The following is a 15,303-nucleotide window of genomic DNA, read 5'->3' as shown; positions in this document are numbered from 1 at the left end:
GGTTACAACTCCGCAGCGACGAGATCGAGAGCAACGCAGCAGATGGGCCCTTCTCGGCTGCCTGCTTGCTTACGCCGGCAGAACCGGCAGCTTCAGCCCGGCCAGATAGTCGACCATCTTCACCACCTGGCAGCTGTAGCCGTTTTCGTTGTCGTACCAGACATAGAGGTTGCAGCGGTTCCCCTGAACGATGGTGGCGCAGGAATCGACCACGCAGGCGTAGCCCGAGCCGACGAAATCGGTGGAGACGACATCGGGCGAATTGGTGTAGTCGATCAGTTCGTGCAGCGGCCCTTCCAGGGAGACCTCGCGCAGGTAGCTGTTGATCTCTTCGACGCTGGTTTCCTTTTCCAGGTTGAGGCTGAGAATGGCCAGGGAGACGTTCGGGGTCGGCACGCGGATGGCGTTGCCGGTCAGTTTCCCGGTCAGCTCCGGCAGGGCCTTGGCCACCGCCTTGGCGGCTCCGGTTTCGGTGATGACCATGTTCAGCGGTGCCCCGCGGCCGCGGCGCGACTTCTTGTGGTAGTTGTCGATCAGGTTCTGGTCGTTGGTGTAGGAGTGGCAAGTCTCGACATGACCGTTGACGATGCCGAAACGGTCATTGACCGCCTTGAGCACCGGCACGATGGCGTTGGTGGTGCAGCTGGCGGCGGAGAAGATCCGTTCGTCGTCGTTCAGCAGATTGTTGTTGATGCCGTAGACGATATTGGGCACATCCCCCTTGCCGGGAGCGGTGAGAATGACCTTGTCGATTCCTCCCGACTTCAGGTGCTGGCTGAGCCCTTCCCGGTCGCGCCATTTGCCGGTGTTGTCGATGAGAATGGCGTTGCTGATGCCGTAGCGGGCGTAGTCGACCTCGGCCGGATCGTTCGAATAGATGACGTGAATCAGGTTGCCGTTGGCGATGATGGCGTTCTCTTCCGGATCGACCTTGATCGTTCCCATGAAGGGGCCGTGCACCGAATCGCGGCGCAGCAGGCTGGCCCGCTTGACCAGGTCGTCCTCGCTTCCCTTGCGCACCACCACGGCGCGCAGGCGCAGCTTGTTGCCGCCGCCGGTCTGGTCGATGAGAATGCGCGCCAGCAGGCGTCCGATGCGGCCGAAGCCGTAGAGCACGACATCGCGCGGCTCGCTCAGGATCGGCTTGTGGCCGGTGTTGATCTCCTTCAGTTCCTGGCGGACGAATTCGTCGATGTCGAGATTGCCCGCCTGCGCCTGGTAACGGACCGTCAGTTTGCCGATGTCGATGCGGGCCGGGGCCAGATCGAGTTTGGCGACCGCTTGCAGCACCGGCATGGTATCACGCACCGACAGTTCGTTTTCGAGAATCTGGCGGGCGAAGCGGTGGGCGCGGAGGATGTCGATGGTCGACTGGTGCACCAGCTTGCGGTCGTAGATGGTGATGACCACATCGTTGTCGCGGTAGAGACGGCCGATGATGGGCAGCATCTGCTCGGCAATCGCTTCTCTTTCTTTCCAGTCCGAGAAATAGCGTACCTGTTTTTCTGTCAGCATAGATCGTCCTTCCTTGTTGCAGGGGTTAAGCCAAAACCGCGCCATACTAAACGGAAAAGGCCGGCGAAGGCAAGGTTTCGTAGACGAAAATTTTTGTCGCTGGACTTGCCGGTCATGGGCTGTTATTCATAAATGCAGTCCGACCGTCAGGGTCGGAAATCTGACCATGAATAAAGGAGGATTGCAGGCATGGCCGACAGGGTTTCCTACCAAGAACTGGGTCTGGTGAACACGCGCGACATGTTTGCCCGCGCCATGAAGGGCGGTTATGCCGTCCCGGCCTACAATTTCAACAACCTGGAGCAGTTGCAGGCGATCATCACCGCCTGTGCCGAGACCGCTTCGCCGGTCATCATCCAGGTCAGCAAGGGTGCGCGCAATTACGCCAACGAAACCATGCTGCGCTACATGGCCATGGGAGCGGTGAAGATGGCGCGGGAAATGGGCGCCGACATCCCCATCGCCCTGCACCTCGATCACGGTGATTCCTTCGAACTGTGCAAGGCCTGCGTCGATTCCGGTTTTTCGTCGGTGATGATCGACGGCTCGCACCTGCCCTATGAGGAGAATGTCGCCCTGACCCGCAAGGTGGTGGAATATGCCCACCAGTACGATGTGACGGTCGAGGGGGAGCTCGGTGTGCTGGCTGGCATCGAGGACGAGGTGGAGGCAGAGCATTCGACCTACACCCGGCCGGAAGAGGTGGAGGATTTCGTCAGCAAGACCGGTTGCGACTCGCTGGCCATCTCCATCGGCACCAGCCACGGCGCCTACAAGTTCAAGCTCAAGGAGGGCGAGGAGGTGCCGCCGCTGCGGTTCGACATTCTCGAGGAGATCGAAAAGCGCATCCCCGGCTTCCCCATCGTTCTGCACGGAGCCTCCAGCGTGGTGCAGGAGTACGTGCAGCTGATCAACCGCTACGGCGGCAGTATGGAAGGGGCGGTCGGCGTTCCCGAGGAGCAGCTGCGGCGGGCCGCCCGCAGCGCCGTCTGCAAGATCAACATCGATTCTGACGGCCGGCTGGCGGTGACCGCCAAGGTGCGCGAGTATCTGGCCAACAACCCGGCCGAGTTCGATCCGCGCAAGTATCTCGGCGAGGCGCGCAAGGAGCTGATCCGGCTGATCAAGCACAAGAACGAAGCCGTGCTGGGGAGTGCCGGCAAGGCGTGAGGAGTTTTTCGTTCGCGGCCACCCGTGCCCGGTGGCCGCGAACGGACTCGCAATTTGTTACTCGCGATTCTCGGTTCGAGAATCGCGCTTCTATTTTTTCCGCCTCTTCTCGAACCGCACGTCGATTTGCAACCTTTCCCCCTGCCGTTCGATGTCGAGGGTGCGTTCGTCGCCCGCCTCGAGCCGGCTGATTTCGTAAACCAGGTCGAAACTTTCCTTTACCGGCTGCCCGCCGATGCGCAGGATCACGTCCCCTTGCCGCAGCCCGGCCCGGTCGGCGTTGGAACCGGGAACGACGCTGCCGACCACCACCCGGCCGTCGTCGTCCGCCAGTATGACGCCGAGCTTGACCCGGTCGCGATCGTGAATTTCGTAGCGGGTGTAGAGCAGGTAGTCGAAGGGGGGCATGGGAAAGGCCGGAACCCTGACGTTCATCAGCCGGTCCTTCCTCTCTTCGGGGACTTCGATTTCGTGGGAGCCGACCAGCACGTAGGAGGTCGGCAGGCGGCGGAAGACCCGGCGCGGAATTCCGAAGCCGTTGCGGACGTGGTTGCCGCCGGCCACCACCACCATGCGCATCCTCTCGTTGCCGGGCCGGGCGAGCCAGTCGGCGATGCTGGCGGCCATGGTTTCGTCCCACAGGGTCTGAACGCGCTGAAAGCCCTCGAGCATGGCCTTGCCGGCGCTGTGACCGCCGAAGATGGCCTTGACCAGGGCTGTCTGGTAGGGATCGTTCAGGTCCATCTTCGGCAGGGATTGCCGGGCCTCCGCCGGTAGCTGGTCAAGGTTCTTCCGGCCGACCTGGCTGACCAGCTTCTTGTCGGCGTTGAGGCCGCGGATGGGAATCTTCTTTTCCCTGGCCAGTTCCAGCAGGTCGCGATAGAGCCCGAAATCCATGCTCCAGGTTCGGAACCAGCGGGACCGCTTGAGGAAGGTCTTTTCGTCCAGTCGGCCGGCGACCCAGTCGTCGAGCACCTCCTGCTGGGCGGGGGTGAACATCTCCATGCCGAGGGAGACCTGTCCCGGCCAGCGCTCGGCCATCGCCCGCAAGATGTCGAGCTGCAGCCGGTGCGAGGCCGGATTGTCGTGGGTTTCGCCGACGTAGACGATGCGGGCGTCGGTCACCGCCGCCAGCATCTGTTCCCTGCCGACGTAGATGCCGGTCGGCAGGTGCAGGACGTCGCCGATTTCGGGTGGGCGCGGCGGCGGGTATGGGGATTCGGGGTTGCCCAGGGGCTGCTGCCGGATGCCGGCGCAGCCGCCAAGAAGCAGAAGCAGCAGAATGGGCAGAACGGCGCGCATGCCAACGGCCATGAAAACCTCCATCGCTTGGCGGCAGGATGTCGAGATGGACCTAAGCGGCATGGGCAGACGGGCTGCACGGTCGGTACGGCCTGGCGCCACGGCCGCTTTTTCGCCAGATTTCGGCTTGTCGACAACCTGCTAGAAAATGTGTTTCGAATAGAAAATTTCGGTGATCTCCTGCTCCAGCACCGTGCGGATGTGCTGCTGTTCGGCTTCGGGAATGTCCTCGGCGTTGATGGCGAACAGGTACTGGTCGAGGTCGAGGTCCTTCAGCCGCATCTTGGTGTGGAACAGGTTCTCCTGGTAGATGTTGATGTCGACGCACTGGTAGCGGGCGAGAATCCGCTTCTTGATGTACTGCTGAATGGAGCGCAGGCGGTGGTCCATGAAGTGCTTGCGTCCCTTGACGTCCCGGGTGAAGCCGCGCACCTTGTAGTCGATGACGACGATGTCCGACTCGAACGACTCGATCAGGTGGTTGAGGGCCTTCAGTGGGCTGATCTTGCCGCAGGTGGAGACGTCGATGTCGACCCGAAAGGTGGAGACGCCGCTCTTGGAGTCGGTTTCCGGGTAGGTGTGGACGCAGAGGTGGCTCTTGTCCAGGTGCGCCAGAACCTGCTCCGGCTTTGGGTCGACCGGCTCCTCGGCGATGAGGATGGTGACGCTGGCCCCCATGGGATCGTAGTCCTGGCTGGAGATGTTGAGGATGTTGGCGCCGATGATGTCGGCGACCTCGGTCAGGATGCGCACCAGGCGCTCCGAGTTGTACTCCTCGTCGATGTACTCGAGATATTCCTTGCGCGCCTGCGGCCGCTTGGCGTAGCAGACGTCGTAGATGTTGAAGGAGAGGGTCTTGGTCAGGTTGTTGAAGCCCCGCAGTTTCAGCTTGGGGCGTCGACGGTACCGCAGGTTCCTGCTGTTGCGCTTTGCGACCATGGCATGCATCTCACTTTGTCCGGGATATGCTGGCCGGGCCAGAACGAGCAATTAAAGCACAAATCGTCCCGGGGACCAAATGTAAAATTGGCCCCCCAAATCCAGCGCCTGGTTTGTGGACCGAGGGGGCCGGAACGGGCCCAGATGCAAGGCGCCCGGCCGATTCGGACGCAGGCGTAGTAGAGGCCACGTCGAGTACCTGAGCGATGCCGGCAACGAAGCAGATGGGATTGTTACGGTAGCCGAATCCCGAAGGCAGGCGGTGGGGGGCAGTATTCGCCCATGCCGGGCGGTGGCGGAGAGGCCGGCGGAATCAGCCGCCGGCCGCCTCTTTCTGCTGCCGTTCGTTCATCACCTTGTAGGCGCAGAACTCGCCGCACATGGTGCAGGCGCCGTGTTCCTCGTCGACCCCCGACTCGGCGCGCATCCGCCGCGCCTTTTCCGGGTCGATGGCGAGCCGGAACTGTCCTTCCCAGTCGAGCTGCTTGCGGCAGCGGGCCATGGCCAGATCCTGCTCCCAGGCTCCGGGCACGCCCTTGACGATGTCGGCGGCGTGGGCGGCGATGCGGCTGGCCATTACCCCTTCGTGTACGTCCTCCACCGTCGGCAGGCGCAGGTGCTCGCTGGGGGTGACGTAGCAGAGGAAATCGGCGCCGGCGGCGGCGGCGAGGGTGCCGCCGATGGCGCAGGTGATGTGATCGTAGCCGGGGGCGATGTCGGTCACCAGCGGCCCGAGCACGTAGAAGGGAGCGCCGTGGCAGAGGCGCTTCTGCAGCTTGATGTTGGCCTCGATCTGGTTCAGCGGCACGTGCCCCGGGCCTTCGATCATCACCTGGACGCCGGCGTCCCAGGCGCGCTGGGTCAGTTCGCCGAGCAGGATCAGCTCGTGGATCTGGGCTCGGTCGGTAGCGTCGGCCAGACATCCGGGGCGGAAGCCGTCGCCGAGGGAGAGGACGCAGTCGTAGGGTTTGACCAGTTGCAGCAGCTTGTCATAGTGCTCGAAAAGGGGGTTTTCGGCGTTGTTGTGCGCCATCCACTCGACGGTGAAGGAGCCGCCGCGGGAGACGACTTCCATCACCCGCCCCTCGTTGCGCATCCGCTCGACGGTGGAGCGGGTGACGCCGCAGTGAACGGTGATGAAATCGACCCCGTCTTCGAGGTGCTTTTCGATGCCGGCGAAGATGTCGTCCACGGTCATGTCGACGATCGCTTTGCGCTGCACGTTGACCGCCTCCAGCGCCGCCTGGTAGAGGGGGACGCTGCCGATGGTGACGCCCGCTTCGGCGATGACCGCCCGGCGAATCTCGTCGACCGGGCCGCCGGTCGACAGGTCCATGATGGCGTCGGCGCCGGCGGCGACCGCCACCCTGGCCTTCTCCATCTCCTTGTCGATGGAGACGTCGTCCTTGCTGGTGCCGATGTTGGCGTTGACCTTGGTCCGCAGCCCCTCGCCGACGGCCAGCGGGCGCACGCCCGCGTGCTTGCTGTTGAGGCAGATGATGGCGGTGCCGGCGGCGATTTTTTGCCGCAGGATTTCAGGGTCGATCTTCTCCGCCGCTGCGGCGGTTTTCATCTCTTCGGTGATCAGGCCCTTGCGGGCGGCTTCGAGCTGAGTCATGGTTGGTCCTTTTGTTTTGATGCGGTAGTAAAATGAAAAGTCAAGAACAGGAGTCAGGAGTCAGAATTCAGGAGCCAGGAGAAATTCTCAAACCCGCCCCCCTTTTGTGTCCTGTTTGCGCAGAGTTGGTTCTGCCTCGTTGTCGGTGCGTTTTCAAACGCCAAAGTCGCTGCCATCTTCAGGATGTCGGCCGCAGAACTCGGAAGGTTTTTCCTCTGACCCCGGGCTTCTGCTCCTGAATTCTGGTTCTACAATATCTCTTTAGCCCCCCGCCAGTGGTTGACCGGGCCGTGTCCGCGGCCGAGGTCGACGGCGGTGCGGATGGCGGCAGTGATGAATTTCTTGGCCTTCCCGACTGCCACCGGCAGGGGTTCGCCTCGCGCCAGCAGGGTGGCGATGGCGGCGGAGAAGGTGCAGCCGGTGCCATGGGTGTTGCGGCCGGCGAGGCGTTCGCAGCTCCAGCGATGGACGCCCTGCGGGGTCAGGAGCAGATCGACCGCCTCGCCGCGCAGATGTCCGCCCTTGATCAGCACGTTGCGGGCGCCCATGGCGAGCAGTTTCTCTCCGGCGCGTTCCATTTCCTTCTCTCCCTCGATGGGAATGCCGGTCAGGGCTGCCGCTTCCGGAACGTTCGGCGTCAGCAGGTAGGTTTGCGGCAGCAGCCTGTCGATCAGGGTGGCGACGGCGTCCTGGCGCAGCAGGGGAGCGCCCCCCTTGGCGATCATCACCGGGTCGACCACCGCCGGAAGGCCGTAGCGCTCGACCAGTCCGGCGGCGCAGGCGACGATCTCGGCGCTGTAGAGCATGCCGGTCTTGACGACGTCGGCGCCGATGTCGTCGATAACCGCCGTGACCTGTTCACTGACGAAATCGGCCGGGCAGGGATGGATGCCGCTGACGCCGAGGGTGTTCTGGGCGGTGAGGGCGGTGAGGGCCGACATGCCGTAGCCGCCGAGCAGGGCGATGGTTTTCAGGTCGGCCTGGATGCCGGCGCCGCCGCCGGAATCGGAGCCGGCGATCGTCAGCACCCGGCCGCGCGGCTCGGGGTGGCGGCGGTTGGCGATCAGGGCCAGCTCGCGCGCCGCCAGGCGCGGGTCGTCGGCGTCGCGCAGGGCGGAGATGACGGCGACGGCGTCGGCGCCGAGATCGAACAGGCGCGGCGCCCGGTCGCGGTCGATGCCACCGATGGCCACCAGCGGCCGGTCGACCGCCCGGCGGATTTCGCCGAGGCGCTCCGGCCCGACCAGTTCGGCGTCCTGCTTGCTGCCGGTGGGATACATGCTGCCGACGGCGATATAGTCGGCGCCGGCGGCGGCCGCGGCCCGGGCCTGCTCGACGGTGCGGGTCGAGACGCCGATCAGGTGGCCTGTGCCGAGAATCTTCCGCGCTTCGGCTGGCGGGGTGTCGTCCTGGCCGAGGTGGACGCCGTCGGCATCGACCGCCAAGGCCAGATGCGGATGGTCGTTGATAAGGAAGATGGCTCCGTATTCGCGACAGAGGTCGCGCAGCCGGCGGGCGATGGGGGCCTGCTCTTCGACGCTTCTGTGCTTGTCGCGGTATTGCAGGATGCGCACCCCGCCGGCAAGGACGGCGCGGCAGGTATCGAGGTAGCGGCCGGCCGGATCGGCGGTGGTGATGTAATAGATTCCTTCGAGCATGACAGCCCCAGACGCAGACAGCACCGCGCCGGGGCCGGCCGCGATGCTGTCTGCAGAAATCGCTCTGGCCGCTTCCCTACGCCGGCATGACCCGGATCAGGTTCGAAGGGTCGCCCTGCCTGTCGCAGGACTCTCAGTCTTCACTCCCCCAGCGGTGCTGTCAGCTATTCGATTGTCGGTTTCAGGCAAGGACGATGCGGTTGTTCAGCAGATCGATCTCCTCGATCACGCCCTCGATCTGTTCTTTTTTGCCGAAAACGTCGATCAGGGTGATGCTGCCGTCTTTGGGCAGCAGCGAGGCGATATTGTCCAGTTGCCGTTCGGTTTCGCCCCTGACCAGCATCAGCGGCCCGTTGTCGAGACACATGCCGCGACCTCCAGTAGTTGATTTGATTGCAGACTAGCCAATGGGTCGAGGGACTGTCAATGCCCAATTCCACCACCACTTTCGGCGGCCTGGTGGCGTTTTCTTTGCCTCCGTCCCCGAGGCATGCTAGAAAAACGAAATTCAGAGGGAGGAGTCGGGCGTCGTTTTCCGCCGGGCAAGGAAGACAATTCAAGGAGCGAAGAGTGATGGCCATGTCGCATCCCAACCAGGTCCGGATCGATCTGTCGGCCCTGCGGCACAATTTTCGGCTGGCGAAAAGGGCCTTTTCCGGCCGTCCCCTGCTGGCGGTGGTCAAGGCCGACGCCTACGGTCATGGCGCCGAGCAGGTAGCCCGGGCCCTGCACGACGAGGGCGCCGAAATGTTCGGCGTGGCGCATCTGCGCGAGGCCGAATCGCTGCGGCGGCTCGGGCTGGTGCAGCCGATTCTGCTCTTTTGCGGCGCCGATCCCGGCGATGCCGGCGTTCTGGCCGACCTCGGCCTGGTGCCGATGCTGTTCGATCTGGAGCTGGCGCGGGCACTGGATGCGGCCGGCCGGGCGCGGGGGCGCAGGATTCCCGTCCATCTCAAGATCGATACCGGCATGGGGCGGGTCGGTTTCCGGCCTGAAGAACTCGACCAGGTGCTGGCGGCGCTCGCCGCCCTGCGCCATGTGGCGATCGAGGGCGTGGTGTCCCACCTGGCGATGGCTGACGAGCGGGAGCATCCCTGGTCCGACCGGCAGTACGACACCTTCGCCGCCTGTCTCGAAAGGGTGCGGCAGGCCGGTTTTCAGCCGCGCTGGGTGCACCTGAGCAACAGCGCCGGCCTGTTCGGCAGGGAGTTCCCCCTGTGCAACCTGGCGCGTCCCGGCATCAGCCTGTATGGCGGCCTGCCCGGCGAAGGGTTTCGCCACCTCGACCTGAAGCCGGTGATGTCCTTCGTCAGCCGGGTGGCGCAGGTCAAAAAGGTGCCGGCCGGAACCGGCATCTCTTACGGTCACCGCTTCGTGACCCGGCAGGAGAGCCTGCTGGCCGCCATCCCGGTCGGTTATTCCGACGGCTACCTCCGCGCCCTGACCAACAGGGCGCAGGTGCTGATACGCGGGCGCCGGGTGCCGCTGGTGGGCAGGGTCTGCATGAACTGGATTCTGGCCGATGTCGGCGCTCTGCCGCGGGTCGCGGTCGGCGATCCGGTCACCCTGCTCGGAACCGACGGGTCGGAGTGCATCCGCGGCGACGAGCTGGCCGGCTGGGCGGATACCATCGACTACGAGATCTTCTGCCTGCTCGGATCGTGCAATCCGCGCTGTTATCTCGGGCGGTGAAAAGAGGCGCAAAAAGAGGTATACGCTGCTTTTGCGGCCGCGAAAACGGTTGCCAGCAGACCGTTCGGCATGGTAGATAAGGCCTTTCTTCACAGACCGGCAGCAAAGGGAATGGCTCCCCCGAAAACCGCCATCCGCGCATGACGGTTTTTTCTGTTTTGACCGACAACAGACCGAGGTTGACCCATGGCGAAAATCAAGCGTGCCCTGATCAGTGTCTCCGACAAGACCGGCATCGTCGAATTTGCCAGTGAGCTGGCGAAGTTCGGTGTCGAAATCCTTTCCACCGGCGGAACCGCCCGGCTGATGCGGGAAGCCGGACTGGCCGTCAAGGACGTCTCCGAGTTCACCGGCTTTCCCGAAATGCTCGACGGCCGGGTCAAGACCCTGCATCCGAAGATTCACGGCGGCCTGCTCGGGCTGCGCGACAACCCGGACCACGTGGCGACCATGGAACAGCACGGCATCGAGCCGATCGACATGGTGGTGGTCAACCTCTACCCCTTCGAGGCGACGGTCGCCAATCCCGGCTGCAGCCTGGAGGACGCCATCGAAAACATCGATATCGGCGGACCAACCATGCTGCGCAGCGCCGCCAAGAACAACCGTTCGGTCACGGTTCTGGTCGATCCGGCCGACTACGGTGCGGTACTCGAGGAGATGGGGACTTCCGAGGGTGCCGTCTCCGAGGCGACCAATTTCCGGCTGGCGGTGAAGGTCTACCAGCATACCGCGGCCTACGACGCCGCCATCTCCAACTGGCTGGGACGCCGTCTCGGCGAGGAGCATGCCGATTTTCCGCCGGTGCTGACCCTGCAGTACCGCAAGGCGCAGGGGATGCGCTACGGCGAGAATCCGCACCAGAAGGCGGCATTCTATGTCGAGCAGAAGGTCGCCGAGGCCTCCGTCAGTACCGCCCGGCAACTGCAGGGCAAGGCCCTTTCCTACAACAACATCGCCGATACCGACGCCGCTTTAGAGTGCGTCAAGCAGTTCAGCGAGGGTCCGGCCTGCGTCATCGTCAAGCACGCCAATCCCTGCGGCGTAGCGCTCGGCGCCACGCCGCTCGAGGCCTACCGGCGGGCCTTTTCCACCGACCCGGAATCGGCCTTCGGCGGCATTATCGCCTTCAACTGCGAGCTGGACGGCGAAACCGCGGCCGCGATCTGCGAAAAGCAGTTTGTCGAGGTGATCATCGCGCCGAAGGTGAGCGAAGAGGCCGCCGTGGCGGTGGCCGCCAAGAAGAACGTCCGCCTGCTCGAATGCGGCTTCTGGCCGCAGGAGCCGGCCCCGCGTCTCGATTTCAAGCGGGTCAACGGCGGCCTGCTGGTGCAGGACACCGACCTGGCCCTGCTCGCGGAGATGAAGGTGGTGAGCAAGCGCCAGCCGACCGAAGAGGAACTGAAGAACCTGCTCTTCACCTGGAAGGTGGCCAAGTTCGTCAAGTCGAACGCCATCGTCTACGGCAGGGATGGCATGACCATCGGCGTCGGCGCCGGCCAGATGAGCCGGGTCAATTCCGCCCGCATCGCCGCCATCAAGGCCGAGCACGCCGGGCTCGAGGTCAAGGGGGCGGCCATGGCCTCCGATGCCTTCTTCCCCTTCCGTGACGGCATCGACAACGCGGCGAAAGTCGGCATCACCGCCGTCATCCAGCCGGGCGGTTCGATCCGCGACGAGGAAGTGATCGCCGCCGCCGACGAGCACGGCATGGCGATGGTCTTCACCGGGATGAGGCATTTCAGGCATTGAGAAAGGCGGGGACGAGGGACGAGGGACGAGCAAAAACGACTTGTCCCTCGTCACTCGTCACTCGTCACTTTAGGAGAACTGTCATGAACATTCTCGTTGTTGGCGGCGGTGGCCGCGAACATGCCCTGGTCTGGAAGATCGCCCAGTCAAGTCTGGTGGACAAGGTCTATTGCGCCCCGGGCAATCCGGGGATCGCCGCGCAGGCCGAATGCGTCGATATTGCCGTCGATGACATCGACGGTCTGCTCGCTTTCGCCCGGCAGCAGCAGATCGGTCTGACCGTGGTCGGACCGGAGCTGCCCCTGACTTTGGGCATCGTCGACCGTTTCCGGCAGGCGGGACTGGAAATTTTCGGCCCCGATCGCCAGGCGGCGCGGCTGGAAGGCAGCAAGAAATTCTGCAAGGACATCATGGCCAAATACGGCGTGCCGACGGCCGCCTACGGTACCTTTACCGACCGCGACCAGGCGGTGGCCTTCATTCGCGAGCAGGGCGCGCCGATCGTGGTCAAGGCGGACGGCCTGGCGGCCGGCAAGGGCGTGGTGGTCGCCCGCAGCGAGGAAGAGGCGATCGCTGCCGTCGACGCCTGCATGCTCGACGCCGCTTTCGGCGAGGCCGGCCGGATCGTGGTCATCGAGGAGTTCCTCGACGGCGAGGAGGCCTCGTTCATCGCCTTTACCGACGGCAGGACCATCCTCCCCCTGGCCTCGTCCCAGGATCACAAGCCGGTTTTCGACGGTGACCAGGGGCCGAATACCGGTGGCATGGGGGCCTATTCGCCGGCGCCGGTGGTGACCGACGAGGTGCACCGGCAGGTGGTCGAAGAGATTCTGCAGCCGCTGGTGGCCGGAATGGCCGCCGAGGGCTGCCCCTTCAACGGTATTCTCTACGCCGGCCTGATGGTCAGGGACGGCCGGGCGAAGGTGCTCGAGTTCAACGTCCGGTTCGGCGATCCCGAGTGCCAACCGCTGCTGATGCGGCTGAAGTCGGACCTGGTGCCGGTGCTGCAGGCCTGCGTGCGTGGCGAGCTCGACCGCGTGAGTCTCGAATGGCACGACAAGGCGGCGGTCTGTGTGGTCATGGCGTCCGGCGGCTATCCCGGCAGCTATGTCAAGGGGCACCCGATCGAGGGACTGGACCGGGCCGCAGCCATCGACGATCTCTTCGTCTTTCATGCCGGTACCGGCTTGAAAGACGGCAGGATCGTCAATCAGGGCGGGCGGGTTCTCGGCGTGACCGGTCTTGGCGCGGACATTCCGACGGCAATCCGCAAGGCCTACCAGGGGGTAGAGACAATTTCCTGGCAGGATGTGCATTACCGTACTGACATCGGGGCGAAGGCGGTAAAGCGGTAAAGCAGCAAAGGCGGCAAAAGGCTAAAGGCTAAAGGCTATTGTTCCCCTTTTGCCTTTCGCCCTTGGCCGATTTTGATTTTTCAAGGAGTTTTCCGATGAGCGACAAACCGTTGGTCGGCATCCTCATGGGCAGCGACAACGACTACGCGATCATGGTCGAGACGGCGAAGGCCCTGAAGGAGCTGGACGTTCCGTTCGAGATGACGGTCAGCAGCGCCCACCGGACGCCGGCGCGGACCGCCGAGTACGTCCGTTCGGCTCGGGACCGTGGCTTGCAGGTATTGATCGCCGGCGCCGGGGCGGCAGCGCATCTGGCCGGCGTGGTGGCGGCGGAGACGACACTGCCGGTGATCGCCGTTCCCATCGACGCCACATCCCTCAAGGGGCTCGACGCCCTGCTGGCCATGGTGCAGATGCCGGCCGGCATTCCGGTGGCGACCATGGCCATCGGCAAGGCCGGAGCGCGCAACGCCGGCATCTTCGCGGCGCAGATTCTGGCGACCCGCGATGCCTCCCTGGCGGAGCGGCTGGAGAGGCAGCGGCGGAAGATGGCCGAAGGGGTGCTGGAAAAGGCCGAAAAATTGCAAAAGCGACTGGCGGAAGACGGTTTCTGAAGGCTGCCCGCTTTTCCTGGAACCGGCGGCGGAACGATTTGTCCGGGCCGGGGTTGACAGCGGGAAAACCCATCGACTAACGTGGAAAGGATTGACCCGGTTGCCGGGTCGTCCGGACCAAGATCACCAACCCATCAGGAGAGTTCCTTGACCACCCGAGACAAGAGCTTCTTCGAGCATATCTGGGACTTTTTCTGTTCCCTCAAGCTGGCCATCGCCACCCTGATCCTGCTGGCCATCACTTCCATTATCGGCACCGTCATCCAGCAGAACGCCAATCCCCAGGATTACATCCGGGAATACGGCCAGACCGCGTACAAGATCTTTCTGGCCCTCGACTTTCTCGACATGTACCACTCCTGGTGGTTCATCACCCTGCTGGTCGTCTTCGCCGTCAACCTCACCTGTTGCTCGATCAAGCGGTTGCCGCGCATCGTCCGTCTGGTGCGCAACCCCGAGCTGACGCCGGACGAGAAGTTCTACAAGAGTCTGGGACGCAAGGGGGAGGTCGAAACGGCGCTGGATGCGGAGCAGGCCGCCGAGCGGCTGAACACTTTTCTCGGCAAGGCGTTCGCCAGTCCGCGCCGTACCGAGGAAGGGGGCCGAATCCATCTCTTCGCCCAGAAGATGGCCTGGGCCCGCTTCGGAGTCTACGTGGTTCATGCCTCGATCCTGATCATTTTCGCCGGTGCCATGATAGGGGCACTCTGGGGCTACAAGGCGTTCGTCAACATCCCCGAGGGGAGCAGCACCGACAAGGTTTGGCCGCGTGGCGGCGAGCAACCGATCGATCTCGGCTTTTCGGTTCGTTGCGACCGGTTCGAGGTGCAGTACTATCCTGGTTCCATGCGTCCGAAGGAGTTCGTTTCCGATCTGGTGGTGCTGGAAGACGGCAAGGAAGTGTTGAAAAAGACCATCGAGGTCAACGATCCGCTGACCTGGAGAGGCATCACCTTCTACCAGTCGAGCTACGGCCCCATGGGCAATCCGCAGTTCCGGTTCCGGGTGCGGGAACGGGCGACGGGCAAGACGGTCGAGGTGACCGCCCGCCAGGGACAGCCGGTGTCGCTCCCCGGTGGAGCCGCTTTCCGGGTTGCCGATTTCACCGAGCAGTTCCAGAACTTCGGGGCCGCCGTGCGAATCGAGCTGCTGCCGGGCACGACGCATGAGCACAAGCCGGGCGAACGTCATCCGTCTTTCGTGGTGCTGAAGAATTTTCCCGAGTTCGATGCCCAGCGTGGTGGCCGCTATATCTTCAGCCTGCTCGATTTCAAGCAGCGTTACTACACCGGCCTGCAGGTGGCGAAGGATCCCGGCGTCTGGGTTGTGTGGCTCGGCTGTTTCCTGATGGTGACCGGCTGTTTCGCCGCCTTCTTCCTGTCGCACCGGCGAATCTGGATCACCATCGAACCGACGGAGCAGGGGAGCCGGGTGCGCTACGGCGGCAATGCCCATCGCAACCAGCCGGCGTTCGAGATCTGGTTCGAAAATTTCAGCAGCGAGCTGGAATCATCCATAAAAAGCTGATAACGCGATCGGTCGCCCGGCGCTGATGGCGCGTACGGGTTTCCAGAGGCTCAGGAGGCACTATCATCATGCTCAGCGTCAAGCTTTTCAACCTCACCACCATCGCCTATTTCGGCGCCATGGTCATCTTTATTTCCTATTTGGTCACCCGCAGCCGGACC

12 protein-coding genes and 1 riboswitch are annotated in these 15,303 nt (G+C 63.7%); of the genes, 6 read left to right on the top strand and 6 right to left on the bottom strand.

Annotated features, from left to right (window positions below; translation table 11 throughout):
- Positions 1 to 69 precede the first annotated feature (69 nt).
- Entirely contained in the window at positions 70 to 1,515 is a 1,446-nt protein-coding gene (locus EDC39_RS11210; RefSeq protein ID WP_148896481.1) for a glyceraldehyde-3-phosphate dehydrogenase, read from the bottom strand.
- A gap of 189 nt (positions 1,516 to 1,704) precedes the next feature.
- Here EDC39_RS11210 and EDC39_RS11205 point away from each other — a divergent pair, with 189 nt between their 5' ends.
- Positions 1,705 to 2,685 (top strand): class II fructose-bisphosphate aldolase, encoded by a 981-nt coding sequence (locus EDC39_RS11205; RefSeq protein WP_148896480.1) that lies wholly within the window; start codon positions 1,705 to 1,707, stop codon positions 2,683 to 2,685.
- Between the two features lie 90 nt (positions 2,686 to 2,775).
- Here the strand turns inward: EDC39_RS11205 and EDC39_RS11200 are convergent, their stop codons facing one another.
- The 5 genes from EDC39_RS11200 to EDC39_RS11180 all read right to left on the bottom strand — a co-directional run bounded on the left by EDC39_RS11200 (position 2,776) and on the right by EDC39_RS11180 (position 8,569).
- Positions 2,776 to 3,999: a ChaN family lipoprotein gene (locus EDC39_RS11200; RefSeq protein WP_148896479.1), complete on the bottom strand. Its 1,224-nt coding sequence runs from the start codon at positions 3,997 to 3,999 to the stop codon at positions 2,776 to 2,778.
- Between the two features lie 129 nt (positions 4,000 to 4,128).
- A complete protein-coding gene (gene speD, locus EDC39_RS11195) occupies positions 4,129 to 4,926 on the bottom strand; it encodes an adenosylmethionine decarboxylase (RefSeq protein WP_148896556.1) in 798 nt (265 codons plus the stop codon).
- Positions 4,927 to 5,239: 313 nt separating this feature from the next.
- The gene (gene thiC / locus EDC39_RS11190) at positions 5,240 to 6,544 is read right to left on the bottom strand and encodes a phosphomethylpyrimidine synthase ThiC (protein WP_148896478.1); all 1,305 of its coding nucleotides are present in this window, start codon (positions 6,542 to 6,544) and stop codon (positions 5,240 to 5,242) included.
- A 248-nt stretch (positions 6,545 to 6,792) separates the two neighbouring features.
- On the bottom strand, positions 6,793 to 8,202 hold the full coding sequence (thiD, locus tag EDC39_RS11185) for a bifunctional hydroxymethylpyrimidine kinase/phosphomethylpyrimidine kinase (RefSeq protein WP_148896477.1): 1,410 nt from the start codon (positions 8,200 to 8,202) through the stop codon (positions 6,793 to 6,795).
- A gap of 56 nt (positions 8,203 to 8,258) precedes the next feature.
- A riboswitch (TPP riboswitch) is annotated at positions 8,259 to 8,362 on the bottom strand.
- Positions 8,363 to 8,383: 21 nt separating this feature from the next.
- Positions 8,384 to 8,569 (bottom strand): CooT family nickel-binding protein, encoded by a 186-nt coding sequence (locus tag EDC39_RS11180; protein ID WP_148896476.1) that lies wholly within the window; start codon positions 8,567 to 8,569, stop codon positions 8,384 to 8,386.
- A 206-nt stretch (positions 8,570 to 8,775) separates the two neighbouring features.
- On the opposite strand from EDC39_RS11180, the gene alr reads away from it, so the two are divergent.
- The 5 genes from alr to resB all read left to right on the top strand — a co-directional run bounded on the left by alr (position 8,776) and on the right by resB (position 15,142).
- A complete protein-coding gene (gene alr / locus EDC39_RS11175) occupies positions 8,776 to 9,894 on the top strand; it encodes an alanine racemase (RefSeq protein WP_246140242.1) in 1,119 nt (372 codons plus the stop codon).
- Between the two features lie 186 nt (positions 9,895 to 10,080).
- Positions 10,081 to 11,646 carry a bifunctional phosphoribosylaminoimidazolecarboxamide formyltransferase/IMP cyclohydrolase gene (purH, locus tag EDC39_RS11170; protein ID WP_148896475.1) on the top strand — a complete coding sequence of 522 codons (1,566 nt, stop codon included), beginning with the start codon at positions 10,081 to 10,083 and terminating at the stop codon, positions 11,644 to 11,646.
- Between the two features lie 83 nt (positions 11,647 to 11,729).
- Positions 11,730 to 13,001 (top strand): phosphoribosylamine--glycine ligase, encoded by a 1,272-nt coding sequence (gene purD, locus EDC39_RS11165; RefSeq protein ID WP_148896474.1) that lies wholly within the window; start codon positions 11,730 to 11,732, stop codon positions 12,999 to 13,001.
- Between the two features lie 95 nt (positions 13,002 to 13,096).
- Complete coding sequence (gene purE / locus EDC39_RS11160; protein ID WP_148896473.1) at positions 13,097 to 13,615, top strand: 5-(carboxyamino)imidazole ribonucleotide mutase; 519 nt, start codon at positions 13,097 to 13,099, stop codon at positions 13,613 to 13,615.
- Positions 13,616 to 13,762: 147 nt separating this feature from the next.
- On the top strand, positions 13,763 to 15,142 hold the full coding sequence (gene resB / locus EDC39_RS11155; RefSeq protein WP_148896472.1) for a cytochrome c biogenesis protein ResB: 1,380 nt from the start codon (positions 13,763 to 13,765) through the stop codon (positions 15,140 to 15,142).
- The last annotated feature ends 161 nt before the right edge of the window (positions 15,143 to 15,303 follow it).

Origin of the sequence: Geothermobacter ehrlichii (genome assembly GCF_008124615.1) — a bacterium.
Lineage (GTDB): Bacteria > Desulfobacterota > Desulfuromonadia > Desulfuromonadales > Geothermobacteraceae > Geothermobacter > Geothermobacter ehrlichii.
Note: the sequence above shows the minus strand (reverse complement) of the source record. Positions and strands in the feature narration are given on the sequence as shown.